The sequence below is a fragment of the Streptomyces sp. NPDC107500 genome (assembly GCF_055582785.1).
Window position 1 is genome coordinate 104,854 of sequence record NZ_JBVJPF010000006.1, and the last position, 23,450, is coordinate 128,303.

The following is a 23,450-nucleotide window of genomic DNA, read 5'->3' on the forward strand; positions in this document are numbered from 1 at the left end:
GCGAACCCGTCAGCCGCCGCCACCGCCGGTGCCTCCGGATGTGCCGGGGGCACCGGTTCCGCTTGCGCGGGGCGCGGCGGTGCCGGTGCCGTCCGTCCCGGCCCGGACCGGTTCCGCGCCTGCCGGGCAGTCGTCGCTGGAGCGGCCCGCGAGCCGGCCGCCTGGCTGTTCCACGGTCACCTGCGCCCGATCCAGCGCCGGGTCCTGACGCAGCCGGGCGGCGGCGACCGTGCAGGCCAGCTGGTCCACGGCCGTGTCGCTGAGGCTGCTGGTGCCGCGCGGCAGGAGCACGGTGACCGACGTCCCGTCGACGCGGACGGTGGGCGCGGCGGCGGTGAGAGGCAGTTCGGTCGTCAGTCCCCGGCTCCGCTCCTGGTCGTCCGGGCCCTTGAACAGCATGAGGACGACGGTGCCGGGATCGGTGGCACTGGGCACCGTCCGGGTCACCGGGGCCAGGGCGCCGTCGTCGACGAAGAAGAGCGGCACGGCGGCGACGGGCAGCGGAGTGGGCTGTTCCTGGGACGGACTCGGAGCGGCGCCCGGTTGCACGACGCCGGTCGCGGGTTCACCCGCCTCGACCACGCCGGTCTCGGGGATGCCGCAGCCGGCCAGCGGGAGCAGCGCCGCGAGCAGGAGCGGGAGGGCGCGTCGGGCGGGCCGTGGTGTCGTCGGCGGTTTCATGTCCGGTCCTCCTCGGCCGCGTCCGTCGCCCCGTCGCGCGGCAGGGGCAGGACGACCGTGAAGACCGCGCCGCCGTCCGGGTCGTTGGCCGCCCGGACGGTGCCGCCGTGCAGGCGTACGTTCTCCGCGGTGATGGCCAGGCCGAGGCCGCTGCCCTCGCTGCGGGTGCGGGCGGCGTCCGACTTGTAGAAGCGGTCGAAGACGTGCGGCAGGACGCTCTCGGGGATGCCGTCGCCCCGGTCGCGGACCGTGAGGACCGCCTGTTCCACGATGCGAGTCCCGTCCCCCGCGCTCAGGCCGACGTGGACCGGGGGTGCGCCGTGCCGCAGGGCGTTGCCGACGAGGTTCGCGACGACGACGTCGAGGCGGCGCGGGTCGACCCGGCCGCGCAGCTCGCCCGGTCCGGGCAGGCGGGCCGTCACCGAGTCCAGCCAGCCGCGGGAGGCGAGCGTGCGCCGCACGGACTCCGCCAGGTCGATCTCGTCCAGGTGCAGGGCGGCGGCCCCCGCGTCGAACCGGGAGATCTCCATCAGGTCGTCCACCAGGGCGGCCAGCTTGGTGGTCTCCTCGCTGATGAGGCGCACCGCCGTCGCCGTGTCCTCGTCCAGTCCGGCGGCGTCCTCGTCGAGTACGTCCGTCACCGCCGACATCGCCGCGAGCGGGGTGCGCAGTTCGTGCGAGACGTCCGCGGCGAAACGGCGGGCGCCGGCCTCCATGCGCCGCAGCTCCGCCACCGAGCCCTCCAGGGCGGCGGCGGTCTCGTTGAAGGTGTGGGACAGGTCGGCGAGTTCGTCGGAGCCCTGCACCGCGAGCCGGGTGTCCAGGCGGCCCTCGGCGATGCTGCGGGTGGCCCGGCGCAGTGCCCGCACGGGTCGCAGCACGCCGCGCGCGGCCAGCAGCGCGATCAGCACGGCCAGCCCCAGCGCCGGCACTGTGGCCCGTTCGATGGCGGTGACCAGGGCGTCGACGTAGCCCTGTTCCTCCTGCTGGGGCACGGTCAGGTAGACCTCCAGGCCGGAGGCGCCCTCCGAGGCGGCGTAGGGGCCGGTGAAGGTGACCGGCATGCCGACGACGAGTGCGGAACGGCCGTCCTGCGACACCCGCTGGAACACTGTGGCCCGGCGGGTCCGTACGGACTCGCGCAGCTCCGGGGACAGTTCGCGGAAGGCGTCCCCGGGGCGCGAGGTGGCCCGGGCGTCCCGGTAGGCGGCGAGCACCCGCCAGGTCCGGGACCGGCCGCTGCGCGCCACGTCGGCGGCGAACGCCTGGAGGTCGGCCGCGTCCGGCGGGAAGCGGTAGTTGAGGACCAGGGTGTTGACCCGGTGCCGGAAGTCCTCGATCACGGTGTCCTGGCTCTGCTGGAGGACTCCGTTGCGTGCCTCGCGGAAGGTCAGCGCACCGGTGGTCACGGTGGCCACGACGGCGACGAGGGTGAAGGCCACCACCAGCCTCACGCGCAGTCCGTTCAGCGCGCGCAGCGCCCGCGGAACCCTCACCGGGCCCCGAACCGGTAGCCGAAGCCGCGCACGGTGTGGACGTGGCGGGGGCTCCCCGCGGGCTCGCCGATCTTGGCCCGCAGGCGCTTGACGCAGGCGTCCACGAGGCGGGCGTCCCCGTGGTAGCTGTGCTCCCACACGGCTTCCAGGAGCTGTTGGCGGCTGAACACCTGACCCGCCGACGCGGACAGCGTGAGCAGCAGCCGCAGTTCCGAGGGGCCTAGGGCGACGGGCCGCCCCTGGTGGGTGACGGTCAGTCCGGCGCGGTCGATGACGAGGTCGCCGTGGTGTTCCGTGCGCGGGGCCCCCTGGTCGTCCGAGGTGCCGCCGGCACGGCGCAGCACCGCGCGGATGCGCGCGTCCAGGACCCGGGCGCGGACCGGCTTGACCACGTAGTCGTCGGCTCCGGCCTCCAGGCCGACGACGATGTCCGTGTCGTCGCCGCGGGCGGTGGCCATGATGATCGGCACCTGGTCGTGGGCGCGTGCGCGCCGGCACACCTCCAGGCCGGACATGCCGGGCAGCATCAGGTCGAGGACGACGGCGTCGGGCCGGAAGGACCGCAGCAGCTCCAGCCCTTCCTCGCCCGTCGCGGCGGCGGCGACCTCGTGGCCCTGGCGGCGCAGGGCGAGGCGCAGGCCGTCGCGGACGGCGCGGTCGTCTTCGATGATCAGGACCCGTGGCATGGGTCTCAGTATGCGTATGAACGGGCGCGCGTCCCCGCGCGGGTGACGGCTGTTACACAGCGGTCCAACAGCGGTCCACGGGCGATCACACCGTCGCGGCACGCTTCGTGATCATGAACGAGCGCCGATCGACCCCCTCGTCCCCCTCCGCGCCGGACCGGCGGCACCGCCGCGGGTCCCGGGGCCGCCGTGGCGGCGGTGCGCGCCGCCGCCGGGGCGTCCGGTCGCGTCTGCTGTGGCCGGTGCTCGCGGCCGGGGCGGTGCTGGTGCTGGCCGGCGGTCTGGCCCTGCGGGAGGGCGGGGAAGCCTCCGCGGACCGCTCCGCCGGCGCCACCGGCCCGGCGGGCCCGCCGGCCCCCTCCACGTCGGCCTCCGCGTCCGCGCGGCCCGGGCCGCACAGCGCCGTCGAGACGAAGAAGGCCGAGGAGACGGAGAAGGAGCGGGAGAAGACCGACGGGACGGAGGGGACGGGGAAGGGCCGGGACCCCGGCTCGATCCCGTCCTCCGGCCCGGGGACGTTCGCCACCGCGGGCAGCGGCGGGGACCGGGTCGGCGGGAGCGGGCGGACGCTGACCTACGTGGTCCAGGTCGAGGACGGCATCGGGATCCCGGCCGGGGACGTCGCGGCCGAGGTCGAACGGATCCTCGCCGACGAGCGGGGCTGGACGGCGGACGGAATCACGGGGTTCCGGCGGGTGTCGGGCGGCGCCTCCGACTTCCGGGTGCGGCTCGCCACGGCGGGGACGGTGGACACGATCTGCGGCCGGTACGGCCTGGACACCGGCGGCGAGGTCAACTGCAACGTCGGTCAGGACGTCATGGTCAACCTCAAGCGGTGGCTGCTGGCCACGCAGTACTACGCGGACGACGTGACGTCGTACCGGGCGCTGATCATCAACCACGAGGTCGGGCACTTCCTGGGCCACGGCCACGAGGGGTGCCCCGGGGCGGGGCGGCCGGCACCGGTCATGATGCAGCAGATCAAGGGCCTGCACGGCTGCCGGACCAACGTCTGGCCCTACGACTCCGAGGGCAGGCCGATCACGGGGCCCGCCGTCGGCTGAGCCCTGACGGGAGCCGGGCCCTTCGGCACCGCGTGCCGGTGGCGGAACGGTCTCAGTGACGGGGGCCGGTCGCGTCGGTGCCGCAGTCGGGGTTGCGGCAGGTGCCCGGCCCCCAGACCGGGACGTAGATCCCGAGGGTCTTGTGGCGGGTGATCTCCGCCGGGACGGTGTGACCGCAGGTGGGGCAGACGTCATGGCGCTGCGAGTCGGCCTGCCGGGGTGCGGTGCGGGTCTGTTTCGTCTGCTGCGTGTGACTGCTCATGGTTCTCACGTCCGCACTCGGAACGGATATGGGAGGCTTTGTGGAGACTTTACCCCTATTTTACGTTCTTATGTTCGGGTGAGGTCGCGACTTCCTCGCCGGGACCGCCCGTGTCCCCGTCGCCGGTGTCGGGTGGACGCCGCAGGCTCAGGAACACCGACGCCGCCAGGACGACGACGATGACCGCCAGGCTCACGGGCGAGGGGATCTCCGGCACGGAGGGGCTGACCGTCTTGTGGGTCGCCTGGAGGATGAGCTTGACGCCGATGAACCCCAGGATGATCGCCAGTCCCTTGCTCAGGTAGTGGAAGCGGTCGAGCAGCCCGGAGAGCATGAAGTACAGGGCCCGCAGGCCGAGGATGGCGAAGGCGTTGCTGGTGTAGACGATGAAGGTGTCGTCACTGACCGCGAGCACGGCGGGCACGCTGTCCACGGCGAAGATCAGGTCCGCCGCCTCGATCGCGGCGACGACGGCGAGCAGCGGCGTCGCCACGTGCTTGCCGGCCTCCTTCACGAAGAACTTCGGGCCCGCGTAGGTGTCCCGCACGGGGATGATCTTGCGCAGCAGCCGGACGGCGAAGCTCTTTCCGGGGTCGAAGCTCTCGTCCTCGCCCTTGAGGATCTTGTAGACGCTCCAGAAGAGGATGGCCGCGAAGGCGAACAGCACGGCGGTGAAGCGGTTGACCACGGCCACACCGGCGGCGAGGAAGATGCCGCGGAACACCAGCGCCCCGATGACGCCGAAGAAGAGGACGCGGTGCTGGTAGGCGCGTGGCACCTTGAAGTAGGCGAAGATCAGGGCGAAGACGAAGAGGTTGTCGACCGAGAGACTCTTCTCCAGCAGCCACGCGGTGGTGTACTCCGTGCCCGCGGTCGGGCCGAGGACGAGGAAGACGATCGCCCCGAAGACGAGCGCCAGGCCCACCCACAGGCCGCTCCAGGCGGCCGCCTCCTTGAATCCGATGACGTGGGCGCTGCGGTGGGCCAGGAGGTCGACGGTGAGCGACACGACGACGGTGGCGGCGAAGACTGTCCAGAGCCAGAAGGGCACGTCGAACATGGGGGCCTCGCAGGGACGGGCGGGGTTCTCATCGGTCCTCGGTCACGGGGGTGGCGCGCATCGTCTCGGAGGTCACCCGGTCGGCCCGGGCGGCGTCGGCGAGGGCCTCGGCGGCGGCCTCCGCGGCCTGGGCCGTGTCGTTGGCGGCCTGGGCGGCACCGTCGTCCGAGCGGCTCTCGCGGGTGGCGGGCGACTGGGGCAGCGCTTCGGTGAAGGCGCGGGAGACGCCCTGGAGCGCGGAGGTGACCTCGCTGGGGATGACCCAGAAGGTGCTGCCCGAACCCTGGGCGAGCTGCGGCAGCACCTGGAGGTACTGGTAGGCCAGGAGTTTGGGGTCGGGGTCGTTGCGGTGCACGGCCTGGAAGACCTCGTCGATGGCCCGGGACTGCCCCTCGGCCTTGAGGATCTCGGCGGTGCGGTTGCCCTCCGCGCGCAGCACGGCGGCCTGCTTGTCGCCCTCGGCGGTGAGGATCTGCGACTGGCGCTGGCCCTCCGCGCCGAGGATCGCGGCCCGCTTGTCGCGCTCGGCCCGCATCTGCTTCTGCATCGCGTCCTTGATGGACTGCGGCGGGTCGATGGCCTTGATCTCCACCCGGTTGACGCGCAGCCCCCATTTGCCGGTGGCCTCGTCCAGTACGCCGCGGAGCTGGCTGTTGATGGTGTCACGCGAGGTGAGGGTCTTCTCCAGGTCCATCGAACCCACGACGTTGCGCAGGGTGGTGACGGTGAGCTGCTCGACCGCCTGGAGGAAATTCGCTATCTCGTAGAAGGCCGCGCGTGGATCGGTCACCTGGAAATACAGCACGGTGTCGATCTCGACGACCAGGTTGTCCTCGGTGATGACGGGCTGGGGTTTGAAGGAGACGACCTGTTCGCGCAGGTCTATCACCGGATAGACCCGGTCGATGTAGGGGATGACGAGGTTCAGCCCCGGTTTCAGCGTGCGATGGTAGCGGCCGAGCCGTTCGACATTGCGGGCACGGGCCTGGGGCACGATGCGAACCGCCCGCACCACGGTGAACACCGCGAGAAGCGCGACGATCACACCGGCGATCAGGAACGCCGAGAATTCCATGGTCACTCCCGGGGATAGACGAATGCGGTGGTGCCGCTGATCTCCATTACGTCGACGGTCGCCCCGCGGGGAATCACCAGCGTCTCGTCGTAGGAACGGGCGCTCCATTCCTCACCGCCGATACGGACCCTGCCCTCCATGCCCGTCACCTCGGAGACGACGTACGCGGCCTTGCCGACCAGCGCCTCCACGCCGAACCGCTCGGTCTGGGGCTGTATGAGATGGCGTACGGCGACGGGGCGCACGAACAGCAGGGTGACCGTGGCGACGACGGTGAACAGGAGGAACTGGAAAGGCGGCGAAAGGCCGGCCGCGGCGGATCCCGCCGTGATCAGCGCGGCGGCACCCAGCATTCCGAGCGCAGCGGTCAGAGTGAAGATCTCCGCCACGATCAGGACCGCCGAAACGATCAACCAGATCAGCCACGGATCCATGGCGACCCCTCCCGGACGATGCGAAAAGAGCGGTCTGTTGATCAAGTAGTGATCAAGGCACCACAAAGGCGCCTTTGACGTAATTTTACCTGGTTCCCGGAAAATCCGACCCCGCCCGGGATCAGCCCTTTACGATCACGTGTTCGGCACCCGGGAGCCCTTTTTCCCACCAGTGTCCGTAGCGCCGGTACACGGCCGGATCGCGGTCGGCGAGCAGCGCCAAGAGTTTCTCCGCCTCCTCGGTCACACCGCGCCACGCGGCCTTGCCGAGCTTGTGGAACGCGGTCAGTTCCAGTCCGCCGTCGACCGCGCGCCACACCCCGGCGACCCGGCCGTCGACCAGCAGGCAGGGCAGCACGTCACCGTTGCGGCGGACGACCGCCGGGCGGTACTCGGGAGGCAGGAACCGTCCCGGGACGACGTGCGCGAGCAGGGTGCTGTCCCACATCGGCAGCAGCCGGGGCGGGGCCTCGGCTTCCTCGGCCGGCACGGTGGCGTCCGCCAGGTCGAACAGGGCGGCGCGGCCCCGGCCCGCCACCGGCACCACCCGGTCGCCGAGTTCGTGCAGCGCCCCGTCGACGGCGCCGCGCGTCAGCAGGGTGAAGCGGGCGAAGTCCTGGGCCGTGGCGGGCCCGAACGCCCGCAGGTAGGAGAGCAGCAGCCGCCGCACCCCCGCGGCCGCCTCCCCCGGACCGTTCTCGGCGTCCGCCGGGGCGGCCAGGTAGGCGTTGCGCGCGGCGAACGACCAGGGCCCGCCGGTCGGCCCGTGATGTATCGGCGCGTAGGTGCGCAGCGCCCACCACACGCGGTGCGCGTCCTCGCCGAACCGCGCGGTGACCTCCTTCTCCACCTCGGCGCCGGTGCGGGGGGTGTCGAGGAACCCGGCCAGCTCCGGAAGGACCGAGTCGGCGTCGGCGGGGGTCAGCGATGTCGAGGTGAAGCGGCGGTCGTACAGCCGGGAGGCGCGCAGGGTGCTCAGCATGGCCGCGCGGAAGGGCGCGTAGTCCTCGGCGTGCACGGCGTGCAGGGTGATCCGCATCAGGCTCGCCTTGACGATCCGGCGCTCCGCGAACGCCGCGTCGAGGTCCTCCGGCGCGAAGTCCCGCACCCTGTTCCACAGCGCCAGGTACGGCGACGCCGGTGACTGCGCCTGCACCGCGCAGACCCGGCGCACCGCCTCCGCCACGTCCAGGCGCTCGCGTTCGAGCAGGAGTTGCCGGTCCAGGGTGGCCAGGGCGAGGCGTCGCGGGGTGAGGGTCACGCACGGATTATGGCCTCCCGGGGCCCGCGCGGGGTGACGTGGGCGTGCAGGCCCCTCCTCCGCCCTCGTCCGTCGGACCGGCCGGGCCGCTCAACGCCGGATACGGTGGTCCGATGAGTACCGTCAACGCCAACGGAGTGACCCTGGGCGTCGAGTCGTTCGGTGACGACGACGCGCCCCTCGTGCTGCTCGCGGGCGGGACGACGATGCTGTCCTGGCCCGACGCGCTCTGCGAGCGACTGGCCGCCGGCGGTCGACGCGTGGTGCGCTACGACCTGCGCGACAGCGGCGAGTCGACGACGGCGGATCCGCAGGCGCCCGCCTACACCCTGCGGGACCTCGCCTCCGACGCGGCGGCGCTCGTGCGCGCCCTGGGCGGCGGGCCCGCGCACCTCGCGGGGACCGGCGTCGGCGGGATGGTCGCCCAGGTGGCCGCCCTCGACCATCCGGAGGCGTTCTCCGCACTCACCCTGGCCGGCACCCGCGCGGTCGCCCCCGGCCCGCCCGACGACGACCTCCCCGACCACGACGCGGCGACGATGAGCCGCCTGTTCGCGCATCCCATGCCGGACTGGACCGACCGGGAGGCGGTGGCGGAGTTCGCCGCCGCCGGTGCGGCGATCCTCGGCGACGACCCCGACGCCGCGCGCGCGACGGCCGCGCGCGTCTGGGACCGCACCCCCGGCACCGAACCCCCCGTGCACCTGGCCAACCAGCTCGGCATGGTCTTCTCCGCGCTCGACTGCGCGCCCCGCTGGCGGGAGCGGCTGCCCGGGATCGCGATCCCCACGCTCGTCGTCCACGGCCGCCGCGACCCGTTCTTCCCCGTCGGCAACGCCGAGGCGATCGCGCGCGAGATCCCCGGCGCCCGGCTGCTCGTGCTGGAGGACACGGCGACCGCGATCCCCGACACGTCGGCCGGGGAGGTAGCCGAGGCGATGCTCGCGCTCGGCACGGGCCGGTCCTAGGGCCTGTCTGACAATTCCCGTCGTCGCCCGGAGGGCGGCCTCGCGGCGTCAGGTGCGTGCTCTCGCCGTGCCGGGCGTAGAGCCTCGTACTGGATGTACTTGGCTCTGCGCCCGGTGCGGCGAGAGTGCGTGCATGGCGTCGCGGGGCTGGGGGCACCTCCCGGCCGGAGGCTGGGGGAGGGAATTGTCAGACAGGCCCTAGGCGCCGGCGCCGGGCGGCCCGTCGAGGACCCTGGGGACGTACTCCAGCAACTGGAGCCCGCCGTCGAACGTGCGGTGTTCGACCATGTCGAGGGCGAGGTCGGGATAGCCGTCGAAGATGCGGTCCCTTCCGGTGGCGCCGGTGATGACCGGGAAGACGACCACGCGGAAGCGGTCGACCACGCCCGCCGCGATGAGCGACCGGCACAGGGTGAGGCTGCCGAGGGTGCGCAGCGGGCGCCCGTCACGCTTCATCTCCCGTACGGCCGCCACGGGCTCCTGGCGGTTCAGCTCCGAACCGGACCACGACAGCGGCGCCTCCAGGGTCGAGGAGAACACCACCTTGGGCGTCGCGGCCAGGAGGGCCATCCCCGGGTCGTCGGGCATCTGGGCGGCGAACCCCGACATGAGCCGGTACGTCGTGGCGCCCATGAGGGTCGTGTACTCCTTGTGCGAATCCTCCTCCAGCCAGGCGAGGTACTCGGGCCCCTCCATGCCCCAGAATCCCGGCCATCCCTCCGCGGCCCCGTAGCCGTCGAGCGAGATGATGAAGTCCACCATGAGGCTTGACATCGGTCTCTCCTCCTACGCACGTGTACGTAAGAGTGCTGACCGGCGGCGGGAGCGAAAGTCATCGGCGCCGCGGCGATCCCCCGGAGGGCCTCCGCCCTGACGGACGGCGCATCGGCCCAGCGCTGAACCGGCCTGCGGTCAGCGTGTCGTCAGGCGGGCGATCGTCCCGTTCTCCAGGGCGGTCCAGATCGCGCCGTCCGGTCCCTGGACGATGCCGTGGGGTTCCGAGCCCGGGGTGGGGAGGTCGTACTCGTCGATCTCGCCGTCGGGGGTGATCCGCCCCACCCGGTTGGCTCCCCACTCGGTGAACCAGCAGCCGCCGTCGGCGCCGGGGGCGATGGCGTGCGGGCGGGACTCGCGGTCGGGCAGGGCGAACTCGCCGATCGTGCCGTCCGGGGTGATCCGCCCGATCCGCCCGGCGCCGATCTCGACGAACCACATGGCGCCGTCGGCCCCGGCCGCGATGCCGACGGGGGCGGCGTCCGGTGTCGGCAGCGGATGGACGTCGACGGCGCCGTCGGGAGCGATGGCGCCGATCGCGTTCGCCTGGTTCATCGTGAACCACAGCCGGTCGTCCCGGCCGGCGGCGATGCCCGAGGGGAAGGCACCCGAGACGGGGAGGGGGAACTCGGTGACCCGGCCGTCGGTCGTGATCCGGCCGATGCGGTCGGCGCTCGCCTCCGTGAACCACAGCGCGCCGTCCGGGCCCGCCACGATCCCGAACGGCCCGGCGTCCGGCGTGGGCAGCGCGAACGAGGTGACCTCCCCGGCCGTGGTGATCCGGCCGATCCGATGGCCGCGGAACTCGGTGAACCACAGCGCGCCGTCGGGCCCCGTCGTGATGGTCGACGGTCCGCCGGAGGCCGGGTCCAGGGCGTGGGAGTCGGTGGCGCCGTCGGGTGTGAGGCGCCCGATCCGCCCGTGGTGGACCATGGTGAACCACACCGCGCCGTCGGGTCCGGCGGTGATCCCGTAGGGGCCTGCCCCGGGGCCGGAGACGGAGAACTCCTCGATCGAAACGGTCGGGCGGCGCGACATGGGCGGTTCCTCGATCGGTCGGCGGCGGGAGTCCGACGGCGGATGCTAGCCGTGCCGCGGTCACCACGCCTCCGATTTTTCCGGCGGCCCGGCCGGCGGCGACGCCTCGCGGGACGACGCGCATGCACGACGGCGGACAGGGCAGAAGCAGCGTCGTCGGCGTCGGCCGACGGCTCAGGGGCGGGTTCACCGGGAACTGTCGCTTCCCCTTGCGCGCTTCGAAAGGAAACAGGGATGACGAGTGTCCAGGAGGTCCCGTCGGCCTCCGCCCGCGCGGCGGACGACGGTGCGGTGGCGGAACGGGCCGTGCGGATACGGCGCCGCCTGGAGCGGCTGATCGGCATCGCGGCGACCGAGGGCAACGCGCTGCTTCCGCTGCGCAACGGGGACGAGATCTTCCCGGCCATGCTCGACGCCATCCGCTCGGCCGAGCACACCGTGGACATGATGACGTTCGTGTACTGGAAGGGTGAGATCGCGCGGGAATTCGCGCACGCCCTCGCGGAGCGGGCCCGGGCCGGCGTGCGCGTGCGGCTGCTCCTCGACGGTTTCGGCAGCCGGCTCATCGACTCCGACCTGCTCGCCGAGATGGACCGGGTCGGCGTCCAGGTGGCCTGGTTCCGCAAGCCCGCGCACCTGTCGCCGCTCAAGCAGAACCACCGCTGCCACCGCAAGGTCCTGGTCGTGGACGAGCAGGTGGCCTTCACCGGCGGCGTGGGCATCGCCGAGGAGTGGTGCGGCGACGCCCGCAACCCCGGCGAGTGGCGGGACACCCACGTCCAGGTGCGGGGACCGGCCGTGGACGGCATCGCGGCCGCGTTCGCGCAGAACTGGGCCGAGTGCCACGACGAACTCTTCGACGACCGCGACCGCTTCACCCCGCACCAGCCCCACGGCGACGCGGTGGTGCAGGTGGTGCGCGGCTCGGCCAGCTTCGGCTGGCAGGACATGCAGACCCTGATCCGGGTCATGATCGAGTCCGCCGAGGAGCGTTTCCGGCTGACCACCGCCTACTTCTCCCCGGACCGCTACTTCATCGAACTCCTGTGCGCCGCCGCACGGCGCGGCGTGGAGGTGGAGATCCTGCTGCCCGGCCCGCACACCGACAAGCGCGTCTGCCGGCTGGCCGGACAGCACTACTACGACGATCTCCTCGCCTGCGGGGTGAAGGTCTACGAGTACCAGCCGACCATGATGCACGCCAAGGTCATCACCGTGGACCGTACGGCCGCCCTGGTCGGGTCGACCAACTTCAACCGGCGCTCGCTGGACCACGACGAGGAAGTCATGCTGGCCGTCCTGGACGCGGAGTTCACCGCCGGCCTGGACGCCCACTTCGACGCCGACAAGGCGGCGGCCGAACCGATCCGCAAGGGTGCCTGGAAGCGGCGTTCGGTGCTCCAGCGCGCCCGCGAGGCGGCCGTCCAGCCCATCCGCCGGTTCCTGTGACGGTGACCGTCGGCACGGCGGCCGTCGCACGCCGGGCCCCGGTCAGCGCAGTGCCCGCGCCCGCGGCCCGATGACCGCGAGGAGGCGCAGTCGGTCGTGGCTCTCGCTGCCCGGGACCGCCGTGTAGACAAGCAGTCGGTGTGACTGGTCCGGGTCGAGGAGCGTCTGGCAGTTCAGTTCGAGGGCGCCGACCTCCGGATGGCTGAAGCGCTTGACGTGGTGCGGCCGGACGCCGACCTCCTGCTTGTCCCACAGGGCGCGGAACTCGTCGCTCCGGGCGAGGAGCAGCTCGGCGTAGTGGGCGGCCCGTGAGCCGGGGCCCCGCAAGGCGGTGACCTCACGCAGCCCGGACGCGAACATCCGGGAGAGGAACGCGTGATCCTCCGGCGCGTAGAGCCCGCGGGTGGCCGGGTCGGTGAACCAGCGGTAGCCGATGCTGCGCGCGGGTCCGGTGCAGCGGGTCGTGTCGCCGGTGAGAGCGACGCCGAGCGGGGTCTGGCGCAGCGTCTCCCCCAGCTCGGTGACGACCTCCGCCGGCGTGTCGTCCAGCCGGTCGAGGATGCGGAGCAGACCGGGGCTGACGTGCTCGTCGACGGCGCCCGTGCCCCGGACGGGCGGAGCGTGGCCACCGAGGCGGAACAGGTGGTCCCGCTCGTCGAGGGAGAGGTGCAGCCCCTGCGCGATCGAGGCGATCATCGACTCGGACGGCTGCGGGCCGCGCTCGCGCTCGAGCCGGGCGTAGTAGTCGGTCGACATGTGACACAGCTCGGCGACCTCCTCGCGGCGCAACCCGCTGGTCCTGCGCCGCGGCCCGCGCGGGAGGCCGACGTCCTCGGGTTGCAGCAGCTCTCTGCGGCGCCGCAGGAACGCCGCGAGCCCGGCCCGGTCGATCTCCATGCGCTGTCTCCCTCTCCCACCGGTCTCTTTCTAGCGTGTCCGGCCGCGCTTATCCACGGTCCGCCGATCCCCCTCTGCGACGGCGCCGCGCGACCGCGCGCACAGGTGGATCGGGAGTCCCTGGATGGGTCCGGTCGCCGGGGTGACGGTGGAGGCAACGCCATCGTTGGGAGCAGACATGCCACGCAAGGACATCGACATCACCGTTCCCGACCTGACCGGGAGGCGCGCTGTCGTCACCGGAGCGAGCGACGGGATCGGACTCGGCATCGCGACGCGTCTGGCCGCCGCCGGCGCGCAGGTCGTCATGCCGGTCCGCAATCCGGGCAAGGGCGAACGGGCGGCCGCCGGGATCCGGGAGCGGATCCCCGGGGCGGACGTGTCCCTGCGCGCCCTCGACCTCTCCTCGCTCGCCTCCGTCGCGGAGCTGGGCAGGACGCTGCTGGACGAGGACCGCCCCATCCACCTCCTCGTCAACAACGCCGGCGTCATGACCCCGCCCGACCGGCGGACGACGGCCGACGGCTTCGAGTTGCAGTTCGGCACCAACCACCTGGGGCACTTCGCCCTGGTCGGCCATCTCCTCCCCCTGCTACGGGCCGGGCGGGCCCGCGTGACGTCCCAGATCAGCGTCGCGGCGAACCGCAACGCCATCAACTGGGACGACCTGAACTGGGAGCGTTCCTACGACGGCATGCGCGCCTACAGCCAGTCGAAGATCGCCTTCGGTCTCTTCGGCCTCGAACTCCAGCGGCGCAGTGAAGCGGCGGGCTGGGGCATCACCAGCAACCTCTCCCACCCGGGCGTCGCACCGACGAGCCTGCTCGCCGCCCGTCCCGAGGTCGGCCGCGCCCAGGACACGCTGGGCGTACGCCTGATCCGGGCCCTGTCCGCCCGCGGCATCGTGGTCGGAACGGTGCACACGGCGCAGTTGCCCGCCCTGCACGCCGTCACGGCCCCCGAACCCGAGGCCACGGGCGGCGGCTTCTACGGACCGAGCGGGCCCGGGCACCTGGGCGGCCCGCCGGCGGAGCAGAAGCTGTACGGCCGCCTGCGCGGTACGGAGGACGCGCGGCGCGTCTGGCAGATCTCCGAGGAACTCGTGGGCGCCCACGCCTGGCGGTAGGCGGGTTCGCCTGCCGGTACGTTTGCACGGAAGCGGGGCGCACGGGCGACGGAGGAGTACGCGAACCGGACGCCCCTCGGGGAGACTCCGAAATAACCGTTGGCGGACGGGTGCCGGCCACTGCTACGTTCCCGGAGGCCGTGCGAGAGAGCGAGGAGGTGGTACCCGTGAACACAGTATCGACGTGGGTGCTCCCCTCCGGGGTCACGGTCGGGCGATAGGCAGGTCGTCCGGGAGCGCCGTTCCAGTGCACTCCCGAAAGGCACGACCATGCATGTCACTTCCGAGCAACGCCTCGACGACGGCGTCCTCGAACGCGCATTCACCCTCGGTGAGATCCCCGGCTTCCTGTGGACGCCCGAGTCCGCGTCCGCTTCCGCACCCGTGCCGCTGATCCTGCTCGGCCACCCCGCGCTCGGGCTGGGCAGGATGTACCCCCGGCTGGCGGCCCGGGCCCGGCACTCCGCGGCGGCAGGCTTCGCCACGGCCACCATCGAGCTTCCCGGAAGCGGCGACCGGCCCGGTTGGCCCGCCCTCGACCAGGCCCGCACCGACCTGCGCCGGGCCATGCAGGCCGGCCGGCCCGTCCCCGACGAGACGGTCGACGCCCTGATCCTCCCGCTGGTCGACAGGGCGGTCCCGGAGTGGCAGGCGGCGCTGGACGTCTTCCTGTCGCTCCCCGAGATCGGCGGTCCGGTCGGGTACTCGGGAGGAGTGATCTCCATCGGCGTCCGGCTGGCGGTGGTCGAGCCACGCATCAGGGCCGCCGGCCTGTTCGCGGGGAGTCTCGTGCCTCGCGTCATGTTCGAGGAGGCCCGGCAGGTCACCATTCCGCTGCACGTGCTGCTCCAGTGGGACGACGAGGGCAACGACCGTCAGGCGTCCCTGGACCTGTTCGACGCCTTCGGTTCCAAGGAGAAGTCCCTGCACGCCAACATGGGCGGGCACACCGGCGTCCCGCAGCACGCGGGAGACTCCGCGGCGCAGTTCTTCACACGACACCTGAAGTAGGGGTCACCGCCCAGGGCCCCTGCCGAAGTCTCGGCAGGGGCCCGCCCCGGTCCGGCTGTACCGGGCCACCCCGCGCGACTGACCGGCCTCCGTCCACGACCGCGAACGGCTCACGGCACGGCGATGCGGCTCACCCGGCGTTCTCCAAGCCGATGCGGGCGAACGGCGAAGCCCCGGCGAATCGTACGACCGCGTCCTCGATCTGCTCCTCGCTCAGGGGGAATCCGGGGAAGCGGGAGAGCCGTCGCAGCGGTATCGCACGGATCATCTGACCGTTGTGCGAGTCGAAGAGGACCGCGCCGAAGCCCTGCTCCCCGACCGCCTCGCGGAGCCACGGTCCGGCGTCGCCGTGGGACAGCCACTCCTCCGCCGGGGAGTCGGGCCGGAGCGGGAGGGCGATGTCGTCGCCGGTGAGGGCGACGGCGGTCTCCAGGCGGATGTCACGGGACGAGGCGCCGACGCGCAGCCCGAACGTGCCGCCCTCGACGACCCACCGGCCCAGTGCCTCGTTCCAGAAGGCGAAGGCCCGACGGCCGAGGGCGAGGGTGACCAGGGAACTCTCACCGGGCTCCAGGACGACCCGCGCGAACGCGCGCAGTTCCTGCGCGGGCCGGCTCACGGTCGATTCGGGGTCCGTGACATAGAGCTGGACGGTCTCGGTGCCCGGCCGGTCACCGGTGTTGGTGACGGTGACCGTGACCTCCACCTCCGGCTCGGCGCCGTCGGACCGGACCACGGCGTCGACGTCGTCGTAGGAGAACGTCGTGTAGGACAGCCCGTGGCCGAACGGGTAGGCGACGGGCATCCGGCGCGTGTCGTACCAGCGGTAGCCGATGAGGAGGCCTTCGCCGTAGTGGACGCGGCCGAAGTCGCCGGGGAAATTGGCGAAGGCCGGGTTGTCCTCGTGGCGCAGCGGGATGGTCTCGGCCAGCTTGCCGGAGGGGGTGGCGGCACCGAGGAGGAGGTCCGCCACGGCGCTGCCGCCCGCCTGCCCGAGCAGCCAGCCCTCCAGCACCGCCCGGACTCGCTCCTGCCAGGGTGTCAGGCATACGGCGGACCCGTTGGTCAGCACCACCACGACGCGCGGATTGACGTCCGCGACCGCGTTCAGCAGGTCGATCTGGTGGGCGGGCAGGTCCATGTGGGCGCGGTCGTAGCCCTCGGACTCGTACGAGGGGGGCAGACCGAGGAAGACCACGGCGACGTCGGCGTCCGCCGCGGTGCGCACGGCTTCGGCGACGAGGACCGGGTCGGCCGACTCGGACTCCACGACGAAGCCGGGTGCGAAGGCCACCTCGCGACGTCCGTCGACCGCGGTGCGCAGCGCGTCCAGCGCGGGGACGACGCGGGTCGGGTTGACCTGCGACGAACCGGCCCCCTGGAAGCGCGGGGTGCGGGCGAACTCGCCGATCACGGCGATCCTTCCGCCCTCCGCCGGGTTCAGCGGCAGAATTCCCCCCTCGTTCTTCAGCAGTACGGCGCTGGCGCGGGCGGCCTCCCGGGCGAGCTCGTGGTGGGCGTCGGCGTCGAAGCTCGTGTCGGCGTCATGTGCTGCCCCGGCCCGGTTCACGAGCGTCAGGAGGCGGGTCACCGCGAGATCGAGGTCGGACTCGGCGAGTTGCCCGGAGCGGACGGCTGCCAGGATGTCCTGGGTGCCCGTGCCGCCGGACGCGGGCATCTCCAGGTCGACGCCCGCGGTCAGGGACCGCGCACGGCGGCTGACACCGCCCCAGTCGGACACCACGAGGCCGTCGAAGCCCCACTCCTCGCGCAGGAGCCCGGTGAGCAAGGTACGGCTCTCGGCGACGTACGTGCCGTTGATCCTGTTGTACGAGGACATGACGGTCCACGGCCGGGCCTTGGTGACGACCGTTTCGAAGGCGGGCAGGTAGATCTCGCGCAGCGTCCGCTCGTCGACCTCGGCGGACACCGTCATGCGGTCGGTCTCCTGGTTGTTGGCGGCGTAGTGCTTGACGGACACGCCCACGCCCTGGCTCTGCACGCCGTTGGTGAAGGCGGCGCCGAGTTCACCGGCGAGCGCCGGGTCCTCGGAGTAGTACTCGAAGTTCCGGCCGCACAGCGGTGAGCGCTTCATGTTGACGCCCGGACCCAGGACGACCGAGACCCGCTCGGCCCGGCACTCGCGGCCGATCGCCTTCCCCACGCGGGCGAGCAGGGCGGTGTCCCAGCTGGAGGCGAGGCCGGCGGCGGGCGGGAAGCAGGTGGCGGGGACGCTGTCGAGGAGGCCGAGATGGTCCCCTCCCTCCTGCTGCTTGCGCAGGCCGTGCGGGCCGTCGGACAGCATGATCGCGGGAATGCCGAGCCGTTCGACGGGCTGCGTGTGCCAGAAGTCCGACCCGTCGAGCAACTGGGCCTTCTCCTCCAGGGTGAGCTCCTTGAGCAGCGCCGGGATGTCGAGTCGCGCCGTGACGTGAGGTCCGGGCATGGCGGTGCCTCCTTCATGTCGTATGTGTGTCGCCGACCGGTGCCTCTTGCCTGCCGGGCACCGGGTGCCATATGAATGGTGACACGTGTAACCCGCCCCAAGGAAGGCTTCGGCAGATGAAGTTGAACGTTCATGAGAACGGCACCGGCGACAAGGTCGCGCTGCTGATCCACGGCGGCATGTCCGACCACCGCACCTGGCACGCGATCGAGGACCACCTCGTCGGCCTCGGTTACCGGGTCGTCGCCCCCGACCTGCGCGGACACGGCCGCAGCCCGCGCGGCGAGTACCGTCCCGAGCTGCTCGCCGAGGACCTGGTGGAGAACCTGCCGGCCGGCGCGGACGTGGCGATCGGACACTCCCTCGGCGGTCTCTCCCTGGCGCTCGCGGTCTCCCGGCTGGCGCCGGGGCGTGCCGTGTACTCCGATCCCGGCTTCCTGCTCGGCAACGTGCCGGCCGGGGCCACGGCGGGCATGCGGCGGATGGTCGCCTCCGCGACCGCCGAGAGCGTACGGGCCATGAACCCCAGGTGGTCGCAGCAGGACGTGGCGGCGGAGCTGGCGGGCTTCGCGCTCTTCGATCCCGAATTCCTTTCCGCCGTCGAGCAGTTCGAGCAGGGCTACCTGCCGGAGACTGCCGTCGTGCCCTCGCTGGTGCAGCTGGCCGATCCCAGCCTGTGCGTCGACGCGCGGGGCGCGGCACGCCTCGAGGAGCGCGGCTTCGAGGTGTGCGTGGTGCCCCGGACGGGACACTGCGTCCACCGCGACGATCCGCAAGCGTTCCTGAAGTCGCTGGACGGCTGGATCTGAGCCCGCCCCGGACGGCGTGAGACGCTCCCCGAACGGCGTGAGACGCAGCCGGACATCGTGAGAGGGCCCCGGCGCTCCCCCCTGAGCCCGGGGCCCTCGTGGTGGGGGGGTGGGAGCGGCGGCGTGTGCCGCGCCGCGCCCACCCCGGTCCTCAGTGCCCGCCGCCCCGCACGAAGCGTTCGAGCGGCCGGGTCTCCGGGCCCGTGTGGGTGCGGTCCGGACCGACCGGTGTCACCGTCACGTAGCCGCGCTGGAGCAGGGCGAAGTCCGGACGGCGCTTGCTCTCGGGGCGGCAGTCCGGTGAGTCCGCCGCACAGAGCCGGCCGCCGATGGTGAAGGTGTCACCGTGCGCCGTGTAGCGCGGCTCGACCAGTTTCTGGGTGCCCACGGACGTCCACACCGTCCCGCGGGGGCGCTGTCCCGGCGCGTGGTGCGGGTAGTTCACGTTGACGACGTACTCCGTTGTGAGCAGGTCGCGTTGGCGCAGACCGGCGATGAACCCGGCCCCGAACTCGGCGGTCCTGCGATAGGTGTGGTCCGCGACCTCCAGGGAATCGGTGACGGCCGGGTCGTAGGAGCTGTTGAGGGCGACCGCCGGCACTCCCTCGTCGATCGCGGCGAGCGCTGCCCCCACGGTGCCCGACTCGTTGACCACGGAGGCCACGTTCGGGCCGTAGTTGCTGCCGGCGACCACCAGATCGGGGCCGTCCTTCCAGCCCGCCTTCGCGGCCAGTGCGCCACGGGTCGCGAGCCGCACGGTGTCCGCGGGCGTCGCGCTCGGCGTGGACGGCCCGCAGGGCGCCGCCCCCTTGCAGACCCCGTACACCGCGCCGCCGCCCGGCGCTCCGGAACAGTCGCCCGCGTAGCCGGCGGGCAGCGCGTCCCGGCGCTGGACGGTCAGGGCGCCCGCGCTCGTGGCGCTGGTGCCGGCCCCGCTCTGGTTGGCCCACGGGGCCATGACGACGACGTCGGCGCCGGCCGCGCACAGGGCACGGCGGACCTCGTACAGGCCCTTCCCGTCGGAGGCGTTGGGGCGGGCCATCTGCATGGAGTCGTCGTTGCTGAGCAGGACGCGCAGGCCCGCGAGCGGCCGCCGGTCACCCTCGGCCCCCGGCCCGGGTCCTGGTCCGCCGTGGGCCGCCCGCGCCTGGGTGCAGGCGAGCAGCACGGTGCTTGTCGCGGCGAGTGCGGTGAGTGTTCTGCGTCGGTTCACGGTGCGTCTCCTGGGGCGGGCGGTGTGGGCTGTGGGAGCGGTTTGGCCTGTGCGGGCTGCGTGGTCGGTATGGACGTGCCGGGGCAGCCAGGCCGACGGCCGTGCGGGGTTGTGGCCGGTGTGGTGTTGTGGCCGGTGCGGCGGCCGGTGCCGCGACCCAAGCCACGACCGGCGCGGAGGCCCGAGCCACGACCGGCGCCGAGGCCGAAGTCGCGGCCGATGCCGTGTGGGACCGGCGCGCGATCACCGGACGCCGCGGACGCGCAGTACGCCCACCGCACCGATCAGCGAGACGACGGCGGCGACCGGGAAGAGGGCCTCGTAACCCCCGGCGGCGACGATCCAGCCGGCGACGGAGGGGGCGAGGATCTGCGGGCCGGCGTTGGCGATGTTGATGACGCCCATGTCCTTGCCGGCGTCCTCGGTGCGGGGCAGCACCTTGGTGATGAGGGCCATGTCGACGGCCATGTACACCCCGAAGGCCAGACCGCCGGCGATGTTGTACGCGAGCATGCCGCCCTCGGTCGGCCACACCATCGGCAGGGTCAGCGCGAGCGCGGCCGCGATGCCGGAGGTGAGCACGAAGGGCTTGACCCGCCCGACCCGGTCGGCGAGGGGCCCCACCACGACGGAGGCGATCACCGTGCACACGGCGTTGACGATCATCAGGAATCCGACCGTCGGCAACAGGTCCTGCGGCGGGACCTCGATGTGCTCCGCGAGCAGGAACATGTTGTACGTGAGGACGATGAAGTAGCCGAGCATGACGCCGAGTCGCGACAGGAAGGCCCAGCCGAAGTCCGGGTGACCCTTGGGGCTGACCCAGAAGTTGGCGAGGAACGCCTTGAGCGAGAACCGTTCCCGCGGCAGGGCGCGCGCGTCCTGGTCCGGGGAGACGATCACGAACATGATGGCCGCGGCGACGACGACCGCCGCGATCAGGTAGTAGCCGTTCTCCCCGGCGAACCGCCCGCCGAAGCCGCCGATCACACCCGCGAAGCCGAACTTCTCACCGGGCACACCGCCGATGACCAACGCGGCGGCGATCGTGCCGAGCGGCACGCCCAGCCCGACCAGCGCGGAGAAGGTGCCGTACCTGGCGGCGGGCACCCGGTCGGGCATCGTGGCGGTCAGGGCCGCCTGGTAGCCGTTCATGATGAACTGCACCACCCCCCAGCTCAGACCGAGCATGGCGATGCTCGCCGCGTGCGCCTGACCGACCAGGGCGAGCGCTCCGAGCACGGCGCACAGCAGGATCCAGGGCGCACGACGGCCGTACCGGGAGCGGGTGCGGTCCGAGAGCTGTCCGAACACCGGGTTTCCGACGGTCGCGAGAACGGCGCCGATGGTGCTGGCGGTGGAGAGCGCGGCGGTGTCGTTGGTGCCGGTGATCCGCGCGACCTGGAGGGGGAGCAGGAAGCTGCCCACGCCGAACCAGAGCAGGTACAGCGCGATGTTGGCGACCGGCAGCGTGGCGTGGAGCCGGCCGAGGCGCGCGGGGCCGGCCGGCGCGGCGGCGCCCTCGTCCCCGCGCGCCTCGGCCGTCACGGTGGCGGGTGCGTTTTCAGGAAGTGAATGAGTCATCAGGGCCCCTAGGAAGGCGATGCCGAAGTAGCGGGACGCGGGGTGGGGCACGCGTTCGGCAGGAGCGTAGATGACACGTGTAAGCAAAGGAAGGCGTCGTACACCCCTCGATGCTTTTCGTTTACTTCCGCGGGGTGCTGTGTTGAGAAGTTGGAGTCAGGCCGATTCGCGCACGACGATCCCCGCGCGGAGCATGTCGTGGGTCTCCGGCGGCGTGCCGGGGGCGCCGATCAGCCGGTCCAGCAACCGGGCGATCTCGCGCGAGGGCATGTAGTCGAGACGGACGGTCGTGAGCCGGGGCCGCAGGAGTCTGCCGATCAGGAGATCGTCCGCGCCGACGACGGCGACGTCCTCCGGCACGCGCACCCCCGCGTCCTGCAACGCGCGCAGGGCGAGCGCCGCGTACTCGTCGTTGTACGCGAACAGGCCGTCGACGCCGTCCGCCGCGCACCGTCGAGCCCACCGCGGCGCGGCTTCCTCGTCGAGCGACAGGGTCTGCCGGACGACGGTGGCCCCGCCATGGGCCCGCGCGGCCCGCTCGACTCCGGCCAGCCGGGGCTCGGCGAACCCGCGCAGCGAGGGGTCGACGGGCGTGATCACGCCGAGGGTCCTGCGGCCGCTCGCCAGCAGATGGGTCGCCGCGTGGAAGCCGATCTGTTCCTCATCGGTCACCAGGGCGTGTGCCCCCGCGACGGGTACCGGACCGAAGGCGAGTACGACCTTGACGCCGGCCTGGTGCAGAACGGCCACGGCGTCCTCGTCCATGCTGTCGTCGCGCAGCGACAGGACGGCGTCGGGCCGCAGTTCGGCCCAGCGGCGGCCGGCGTCCACGCCCCGGACGCCGGTGGGGCCGTAGAGCACGGCCGTGTGGCCGAGTGCGGACAGCTCCTGCTGCAACTCGGCGAACGTGCGCGCGAAGAGGGGCCCCACGGTGACCGCCGGCGCGGTCAGCAGCACGATCCCGCTGCGTCCGGCCCGCAGGGCCCGCGCCACGGCGTGCGGCACGTAGCCGAGTTGCCGGGCGGCCTCCCGCACCCGCTCACGCGTCCCCTCGCTGACGCGTCCCCCCTCGGTGTCGTTGAGGACATAGGAGACCGTGGCCCGCGACACCCCGGCGGCCCGTGCCACGTCACTGCTGGTGGGCGGGGTACCGGCGGGGCGGGGCGAGGAGGGCGGGGGCGGGGCCATGGTCGTCATCTTCGCAGAGGGGTGAGACGGACCGCCTTCCCCCTGGTGTCCGGGACCGGTGAGACCGGCCGGTGCGGTTCAGCGGGTCCGGTAGCGCGCGTAGAGCAGTCCGCTGTCGAAGGCACGCTCCTCGACCAGTTCCAGATCGAGGCGTACGCCGTCGGGGAAGAACCGCTTGCCGCCGCCGACCACGCTGGTGGTGATGAACAGGTGGTACTCGTCCACCAGACCGGCCGCGATCGCCTGGGCCGCGAGGTTGGGGCCGTCGACGGTGAGGTCAGCCTCGGCCTCGGCCTTGAGCCGGCGCACCGCCTCCGGGTCGAAGGTCCGCTCGATCCTGGTCTTCGCGCTGGACACCGACTCGAGCGTCGTGGAGTACACGACCTTCTCGGCGGCCTGCCAGTCGCGGGCGTACTGCAGGATGTGCGGCGGCTGGCCGGGCTCGGTGTGCGCGGTCTCCCAATAGACCATCGTCTCGTACATCCGCCGGCCGTAGAGGTAGGTGCCGACGGGGCGGAAGAGGTCGTTGATGAAGGTGTGCACCTCCGGGTCCTCGGCGCCGGTGCCGAGGTCGCCCTCGGCCGCCTCGGCGTAGCCGTCGAGCGAGGTGACCATCGAGTAGATGAGCTTTGCCATGCCTCTCCTTCGAGTGAGACAGCGTCAGTCTGTCAGCGGTCCTGCGCATCATGACCGCGGCAGGGCCCGGAACTCATCGTTCGGCCGCTCTCCCTGACGGACGCCCCGGCCACCATCGGCGATTCGGCCACGCCCGCGCGCGCGGAACCGGCTCCAGCAACGCGCCGCCCCGTTCGCTCCCTTGTGCGGCAAGGGATCCAGCGCGTCCGGAATCGAGCGCGTTCGATTCCGGGTCCGCGTCGTTGTGCCGGGCACCACCGAGCCGTCGGGGCTCGGTACCGACCTTCAGGAG

General features: G+C 72.4%; 22 protein-coding genes. 6 read left to right on the forward strand and 16 right to left on the reverse strand.

All coding sequences use genetic code 11. The annotated features are described in order from the left end of the window. Nucleotides 1–9: 9 nt before the first annotated feature. From ACZ67M_RS24040 to ACZ67M_RS24050, 3 genes are read right to left on the reverse strand one after another with little or no spacing between them, the layout of a single operon-like run. Entirely contained in the window at nt 10–681 is a 672-nt protein-coding gene (locus tag ACZ67M_RS24040) for a hypothetical protein (RefSeq protein WP_469852654.1), read from the reverse strand. After that, a complete protein-coding gene (locus ACZ67M_RS24045) occupies nt 678–2,177 on the reverse strand; it encodes an ATP-binding protein (protein ID WP_469852656.1) in 1,500 nt (499 codons plus the stop codon). Before ACZ67M_RS24045 ends, ACZ67M_RS24040 begins: the two co-directional genes overlap by 4 nt. Then, nucleotides 2,174–2,863, reverse strand: a complete 690-nt coding sequence (locus ACZ67M_RS24050; RefSeq protein WP_469852658.1) for a response regulator — start codon at nt 2,861–2,863, stop codon at nt 2,174–2,176. The genes ACZ67M_RS24045 and ACZ67M_RS24050 overlap by 4 nt, the downstream gene beginning before the upstream one ends. Before the next feature lie 113 nt (nt 2,864–2,976). On the opposite strand from ACZ67M_RS24050, the gene ACZ67M_RS24055 reads away from it, so the two are divergent. Then, complete coding sequence (locus ACZ67M_RS24055; RefSeq protein ID WP_469852660.1) at nt 2,977–3,927, forward strand: DUF3152 domain-containing protein; 951 nt, start codon at nt 2,977–2,979, stop codon at nt 3,925–3,927. A gap of 52 nt (nt 3,928–3,979) precedes the next feature. Here the strand turns inward: ACZ67M_RS24055 and ACZ67M_RS24060 are convergent, their stop codons facing one another. The 5 genes from ACZ67M_RS24060 to ACZ67M_RS24080 all read right to left on the reverse strand — a co-directional run bounded on the left by ACZ67M_RS24060 (nt 3,980) and on the right by ACZ67M_RS24080 (nt 8,019). Then, the gene (locus ACZ67M_RS24060) at nt 3,980–4,189 is read right to left on the reverse strand and encodes a hypothetical protein (protein WP_385801164.1); all 210 of its coding nucleotides are present in this window, start codon (nt 4,187–4,189) and stop codon (nt 3,980–3,982) included. Nucleotides 4,190–4,244: 55 nt separating this feature from the next. Beyond that, the gene (locus tag ACZ67M_RS24065; protein ID WP_361356228.1) at nt 4,245–5,249 is read right to left on the reverse strand and encodes a TerC family protein; all 1,005 of its coding nucleotides are present in this window, start codon (nt 5,247–5,249) and stop codon (nt 4,245–4,247) included. Between the two features lie 28 nt (nt 5,250–5,277). Continuing rightward, nucleotides 5,278–6,324, reverse strand: a complete 1,047-nt coding sequence (locus ACZ67M_RS24070; RefSeq protein WP_361356226.1) for an SPFH domain-containing protein — start codon at nt 6,322–6,324, stop codon at nt 5,278–5,280. Nucleotides 6,325–6,326: 2 nt separating this feature from the next. Then, nucleotides 6,327–6,758: an NfeD family protein gene (locus ACZ67M_RS24075; RefSeq protein ID WP_361356224.1), complete on the reverse strand. Its 432-nt coding sequence runs from the start codon at nt 6,756–6,758 to the stop codon at nt 6,327–6,329. Between the two features lie 121 nt (nt 6,759–6,879). Beyond that, nucleotides 6,880–8,019, reverse strand: coding sequence for a winged helix DNA-binding domain-containing protein (locus ACZ67M_RS24080; protein ID WP_469852662.1), 1,140 nt, complete (start codon nt 8,017–8,019; stop codon nt 6,880–6,882). 113 nt (nt 8,020–8,132) lie between these two features. Here ACZ67M_RS24080 and ACZ67M_RS24085 point away from each other — a divergent pair, with 113 nt between their 5' ends. Next, the gene (locus ACZ67M_RS24085) at nt 8,133–8,987 is read left to right on the forward strand and encodes an alpha/beta fold hydrolase (RefSeq protein WP_469852663.1); all 855 of its coding nucleotides are present in this window, start codon (nt 8,133–8,135) and stop codon (nt 8,985–8,987) included. 198 nt (nt 8,988–9,185) lie between these two features. Here ACZ67M_RS24085 and ACZ67M_RS24090 read toward each other — a convergent pair whose 3' ends face one another. After that, a complete protein-coding gene (locus ACZ67M_RS24090; protein WP_469852665.1) occupies nt 9,186–9,761 on the reverse strand; it encodes a dihydrofolate reductase family protein in 576 nt (191 codons plus the stop codon). A gap of 138 nt (nt 9,762–9,899) precedes the next feature. Further along, complete coding sequence (locus ACZ67M_RS24095) at nt 9,900–10,799, reverse strand: Vgb family protein (protein ID WP_469852667.1); 900 nt, start codon at nt 10,797–10,799, stop codon at nt 9,900–9,902. Between the two features lie 234 nt (nt 10,800–11,033). Here ACZ67M_RS24095 and ACZ67M_RS24100 point away from each other — a divergent pair, with 234 nt between their 5' ends. Next, nucleotides 11,034–12,248 carry a phospholipase D-like domain-containing protein gene (locus ACZ67M_RS24100; protein WP_382800821.1) on the forward strand — a complete coding sequence of 405 codons (1,215 nt, stop codon included), beginning with the start codon at nt 11,034–11,036 and terminating at the stop codon, nt 12,246–12,248. A gap of 42 nt (nt 12,249–12,290) precedes the next feature. Here the strand turns inward: ACZ67M_RS24100 and ACZ67M_RS24105 are convergent, their stop codons facing one another. Further along, the gene (locus tag ACZ67M_RS24105; RefSeq protein WP_392237676.1) at nt 12,291–13,145 is read right to left on the reverse strand and encodes a helix-turn-helix transcriptional regulator; all 855 of its coding nucleotides are present in this window, start codon (nt 13,143–13,145) and stop codon (nt 12,291–12,293) included. Between the two features lie 178 nt (nt 13,146–13,323). Here ACZ67M_RS24105 and ACZ67M_RS24110 point away from each other — a divergent pair, with 178 nt between their 5' ends. Both ACZ67M_RS24110 and ACZ67M_RS24115 read left to right on the forward strand, forming a co-directional pair. After that, nucleotides 13,324–14,271 carry an SDR family oxidoreductase gene (locus ACZ67M_RS24110; RefSeq protein ID WP_469852669.1) on the forward strand — a complete coding sequence of 316 codons (948 nt, stop codon included), beginning with the start codon at nt 13,324–13,326 and terminating at the stop codon, nt 14,269–14,271. A 270-nt stretch (nt 14,272–14,541) separates the two neighbouring features. Continuing rightward, entirely contained in the window at nt 14,542–15,282 is a 741-nt protein-coding gene (locus ACZ67M_RS24115; protein ID WP_469852670.1) for a dienelactone hydrolase family protein, read from the forward strand. 130 nt (nt 15,283–15,412) lie between these two features. On the opposite strand, the gene ACZ67M_RS24120 is transcribed toward ACZ67M_RS24115, so the two are convergent. After that, nucleotides 15,413–17,728, reverse strand: a complete 2,316-nt coding sequence (locus tag ACZ67M_RS24120) for a glycoside hydrolase family 3 C-terminal domain-containing protein (RefSeq protein WP_469852671.1) — start codon at nt 17,726–17,728, stop codon at nt 15,413–15,415. Nucleotides 17,729–17,844: 116 nt separating this feature from the next. Here ACZ67M_RS24120 and ACZ67M_RS24125 point away from each other — a divergent pair, with 116 nt between their 5' ends. Next, nucleotides 17,845–18,537 carry an alpha/beta fold hydrolase gene (locus ACZ67M_RS24125; RefSeq protein WP_385801188.1) on the forward strand — a complete coding sequence of 231 codons (693 nt, stop codon included), beginning with the start codon at nt 17,845–17,847 and terminating at the stop codon, nt 18,535–18,537. Nucleotides 18,538–18,688: 151 nt separating this feature from the next. Here ACZ67M_RS24125 and surE read toward each other — a convergent pair whose 3' ends face one another. The 4 genes from surE to ACZ67M_RS24145 all read right to left on the reverse strand — a co-directional run bounded on the left by surE (nt 18,689) and on the right by ACZ67M_RS24145 (nt 23,158). Then, on the reverse strand, nt 18,689–19,750 hold the full coding sequence (gene surE, locus ACZ67M_RS24130) for a 5'/3'-nucleotidase SurE (protein ID WP_469852673.1): 1,062 nt from the start codon (nt 19,748–19,750) through the stop codon (nt 18,689–18,691). Nucleotides 19,751–19,993: 243 nt separating this feature from the next. Continuing rightward, nucleotides 19,994–21,334: an MFS transporter gene (locus ACZ67M_RS24135; RefSeq protein WP_469852675.1), complete on the reverse strand. Its 1,341-nt coding sequence runs from the start codon at nt 21,332–21,334 to the stop codon at nt 19,994–19,996. Nucleotides 21,335–21,490: 156 nt separating this feature from the next. Then, complete coding sequence (locus ACZ67M_RS24140) at nt 21,491–22,522, reverse strand: LacI family DNA-binding transcriptional regulator (RefSeq protein WP_469852676.1); 1,032 nt, start codon at nt 22,520–22,522, stop codon at nt 21,491–21,493. Nucleotides 22,523–22,600: 78 nt separating this feature from the next. Then, the gene (locus tag ACZ67M_RS24145; protein WP_392014985.1) at nt 22,601–23,158 is read right to left on the reverse strand and encodes a dihydrofolate reductase family protein; all 558 of its coding nucleotides are present in this window, start codon (nt 23,156–23,158) and stop codon (nt 22,601–22,603) included. Nucleotides 23,159–23,450 lie beyond the last annotated feature (292 nt).